The sequence below is a fragment of the Methylorubrum zatmanii genome, from assembly GCF_014845115.1.
GTDB classification, from domain to species: domain Bacteria; phylum Pseudomonadota; class Alphaproteobacteria; order Rhizobiales; family Beijerinckiaceae; genus Methylobacterium; species Methylobacterium zatmanii.
The window spans coordinates 1-3,373 of record NZ_NKUI01000274.1; the positions used below are offsets into that span (position 1 = coordinate 1).

The following is a 3,373-nucleotide window of genomic DNA, read 5'->3' on the forward strand; positions in this document are numbered from 1 at the left end:
CCGCCGCTGCTTGGCCGCCGGCAAGGTCGACGGCGGCGGCCAAGCAGCGGCGGACGTCCTCGTCGTGGAGGGGGGCGCGCCGGGCCATCAGCGTGCGTCCCGAAGGGCTTCGCGTCCCCGCTCGTCCGTGGGCAGGCCGTAGCGCCGGGCGGCCACCCAGATCGTGCGGGCCTCGACGCCGAAGACTTGAGCGATCCGCTTAATGGAAACGTCGCTCATCGCCAGGGCCATCCGGAGCGCCGCCTCATTAGGCGCCTTGCCGTTCACCAGCTCGCGCAGCCCGAGCCGCCGGCACCGGTACCGCACCGCGTTCTCGCCGACGGCGTACCTGCGGGCGATGTCCGCGTACCCCTCGCCCTCGGCGAGGTGCTGCCGCAGCACCGCCGGCGACGCCCTAAACTCTCCCCTGCGTTCCATCTAACCCTCCTGTAAACACCTGTCATGACGTGATATCTAGTCCGTCACAGGCATACAGGTAGTGCGATTCGGTGCAGAACGCGAGGAGGGTTCTAATTTGTCCTTAGCGAGATACGAATCGGGGAGTCCCGATCGGGACTGCGGGGCCGAAACGGCAAGGGTGGTCCTGCGGGCCGGGACGACCGTCCGGCGGGTCGACGTCTGGGCCGGGACGCGGACGCAGACGGCGGAGCGCCTCGTCACCGGGCGCCCCTTCCCGAGCGAGACGCACTACCTCGATGCGGAGCGCACCCGGTGGCAGCCGGCCTTCACGCTCCCGGTCGGCGAGGTCGTGACAACGGCGCGCGGCCGCGAGCCGGCCGAGGGCACCCTGTTCCTCGTGGGGCCGGCTGGCCTGGAGCCGATCGGCTACGCCCACGCATGGGACCGCGTGGACCCGGCCGGGGCCGCCGAGCGCGCCCTCGACCGCGGGCACGCCGCCCGTGCCGACGCGGCGGGCCTACCGCGCGAGCTCACCCGATTCGTCGGGGCGCACGGGCTGCGCGACGGGGTCCACCGGGTCGGCGAAAGTGCCTATTTCGCAGAGCGTTGCACGGCCCGGCAGGCCTACTGGCGGAGGGCGACCCGGGCCGAGGTGGAGGCCCTGGGCGAGCCGGGCGCACGTGCGCAGGTGGATACTTGCATGTGACGCGAGCACACTTCTCGGTAGAGGGGCTGGCGCTGGGCCAAGCCCCCGCAGGGACCCCAGTCATGACCGCTCTCGCCCGAGTCCTCGCCGCCATCGCCAACGCCATGCGCGGGGCCTGGTCCTACCTCTCGGACGCCTTCGACGAGGCGATCGAGCCCGTCACCCGCCGCCTGCCCTGGCTGCGCGACCGCGCCCGCGCCGCCGGCCGCGCCGTCGACCGGGGCGTCGAGGTCGCCGCCGACGCGGCCGCGGTGACCGCCGAGGTCGCGCTCCGGGCCCCCGGCGCCGTCGCCCGCGAGGTCGGGTCGGTGATCGGCTCGATGCTGCCGGTTCCGCCGGTGACCGGCCGAGCCCTGGCCGAGGGCGCGGCGATCTCGGACGACGAGATCCAGAAGATGATGGACGCGGCCGGCGTCGGCGACGTCATCGTGCATCGGCCACACGTCGGCGCCGGGCACTTCCTGCAGCACGCCGTTGAGGCGTACCGCGACGGCGGCGAGAAGGCGCTCGCGCCGCACATCCGCTGGATTTCGGAGCCCGCAGCGGAATGGGTCCGCTCGCTCTCGCACACGCAGATCGAGGCCGCGCTCGCGATGGCGCCGGAGGCCCTGAAGCGCCACACGGCGCCCGAGAAGGCGTCGGACGTGTCCCCCCTTCTGCCGACCCTTCTGCCGGTCGGACCAGCGCCGACGGTCGACCCGACGCTGGTCACCGAGGAGATGAAGGCGGACATCCTCGCCAGCGCCAAGCGCAGCATGCGTGGCGAGCGCGAGGGCGTTGCGGAAATGATGAAGCGGGGGCCGGCCGCCAGCCCGACCCGCCCGGAGCCGCGGTTCGACGCGACCGCGGACGAAGCGATCCGGTACGCCCGAGGCTAACCGCCCGCGGGGAGCCTACTGACCCTCCACGGATTCCTGAAACGAGAAGGGCCCGCCGGTCATCCCGGCGGGCCCTTTGCTTTGCGCGGTGCCCGGTCAGGCGACGCCGCAGATCTCCTTGAGGCCGGCGGTCAGCGACCTCTCGGCGCGGAGAGCTTCGCGGAGCATCCGGATCTCCGCCTGCGCTCCCCGGGCCTCCTCCTCGGCGCGGGCGACCCGGGCCTCGGCGGCGGCGGCGCGGCGCAGGGCGGCGACCTGCCCAAGGCGGGCCTCGCGGAGGCGGAGGGCGACATCGGCGACGGCGTTCGTCTCGCGGCGCTGCTCCCGGCGGATGTCCGACATGGCGCGCTGGATGCCGACATGCAGACCGGCCCCCACGAGGCCGAGGCGGCTGCCGGCGTCGAGGCTGAGGTCGGTCGCGATGCCCATGGGGGTGTCTCCTGCGGTTGGCGTGAGCCCAGGAGAATCGACAAGGACTCCGCCGTCAACGTGCTGCCGTTCGGGAAGGTAAAGGCTTCCCTGGCCCCCGTGGGCGCACGTCAGCCTGACGTCGGCCCGACGTCGGCCCGTGTGCGCCCACCAACATAAGAAAAACATAAGAACGCTCAAGCGACTCTCGGGACTCAATAAAAGGCCGATTTTCGAGGTCCCGGCAAACTTCGTAAAATCGTTTCACCCGTTTTTGGGCGTTCCCAGGCCCATCCCGAGCAGGCCCCAAACCTGGCGTGATCGGCCCCGGGGCCGGCCCATCATCCTGTGGATAGAGGGCCGCCCTCATTGGGGAGCACGTGCGCAGTATTCGGAGCACGTGCTCCCCCTAGTTTTTCCTCGGATCCTCGATTCTTTCTAATGGAGTAACGCCAGGACAACCCTTCGGGATTTTAACGGCTCCCTATAGAAGGGGGCGCACGTGCTCCCTATGCTAGGGCCTGTCGTCACCTGAGCCAGTCGAGCGTTGCGGCGAGGCAGAGGACAGCGGCGAAGCTGACGGCGGTCTTCTCGTAGCGGGTGGCGACGGCGCGCCACTCTTTGAGGCGCGCCCATAACCGCTCGACGATGTTGCGGTTGTTGTAGGCCCAGTCCGGGCAGGCGAGTTGCTCTTCGTTGCGTTTGGTTGGGATCGCGGGACGCGCACCGGTGGTCCAGATGTGCTCGCGGAAGCCGTGGCTGGAATAGCCTCGGTCGCCCACGACCCACTTGGGCACGCCGGGCAATTGGTCGAGGAGCGGAATGGCGTGAGGCAGTTCGTGGGCCTGCCCCGGAGCGATGCGGAAGGCAACGGCGCGCCCTCGTCCGTCGGCGACCAAGCAAGCCTTGGTGCCATAGCCGCCACGAGAGCGGCCAAGTGCTTCACAAGCATCTCGCTCGGCCGCAGATCCCCCCTTTATGG

At 70.6% G+C, this 3,373-nt stretch carries 5 protein-coding genes; 2 read left to right on the top strand and 3 right to left on the bottom strand.

The window, feature by feature from the left end; all coding sequences use genetic code 11:
• Positions 1-87: 87 nt before the first annotated feature.
• Positions 88-417, bottom strand: coding sequence for a hypothetical protein (locus MZTS_RS23285; protein WP_192285629.1), 330 nt, complete (start codon positions 415-417; stop codon positions 88-90).
• 160 nt (positions 418-577) lie between these two features.
• Here MZTS_RS23285 and MZTS_RS23290 point away from each other — a divergent pair, with 160 nt between their 5' ends.
• Both MZTS_RS23290 and MZTS_RS23295 read left to right on the top strand, forming a co-directional pair.
• Positions 578-1,105, top strand: coding sequence for a hypothetical protein (locus MZTS_RS23290; RefSeq protein WP_009864756.1), 528 nt, complete (start codon positions 578-580; stop codon positions 1,103-1,105).
• Between the two features lie 62 nt (positions 1,106-1,167).
• Positions 1,168-1,983 carry a hypothetical protein gene (locus MZTS_RS23295; RefSeq protein WP_192285633.1) on the top strand — a complete coding sequence of 272 codons (816 nt, stop codon included), beginning with the start codon at positions 1,168-1,170 and terminating at the stop codon, positions 1,981-1,983.
• A gap of 96 nt (positions 1,984-2,079) precedes the next feature.
• Here MZTS_RS23295 and MZTS_RS23300 read toward each other — a convergent pair whose 3' ends face one another.
• Both MZTS_RS23300 and MZTS_RS23305 read right to left on the bottom strand, forming a co-directional pair.
• Positions 2,080-2,412 carry a hypothetical protein gene (locus MZTS_RS23300; protein WP_192285635.1) on the bottom strand — a complete coding sequence of 111 codons (333 nt, stop codon included), beginning with the start codon at positions 2,410-2,412 and terminating at the stop codon, positions 2,080-2,082.
• Positions 2,413-2,918: 506 nt separating this feature from the next.
• A partial coding sequence (locus MZTS_RS23305) for an IS5 family transposase (protein WP_192285636.1) occupies positions 2,919-3,373 on the bottom strand: 455 nt, incomplete at its 5' end.

Coding starts and splice junctions, on each gene's coding strand:
- MZTS_RS23285 (WP_192285629.1), bottom strand. CDS start 417: ATGGAACGCAGGGGAGAGTTTAGGGCGTCGCCGGCGGTGCTGCGGCAG.
- MZTS_RS23295 (WP_192285633.1), top strand. CDS start 1,168: ATGACCGCTCTCGCCCGAGTCCTCGCCGCCATCGCCAACGCCATGCGC.
- MZTS_RS23300 (WP_192285635.1), bottom strand. CDS start 2,412: ATGGGCATCGCGACCGACCTCAGCCTCGACGCCGGCAGCCGCCTCGGC.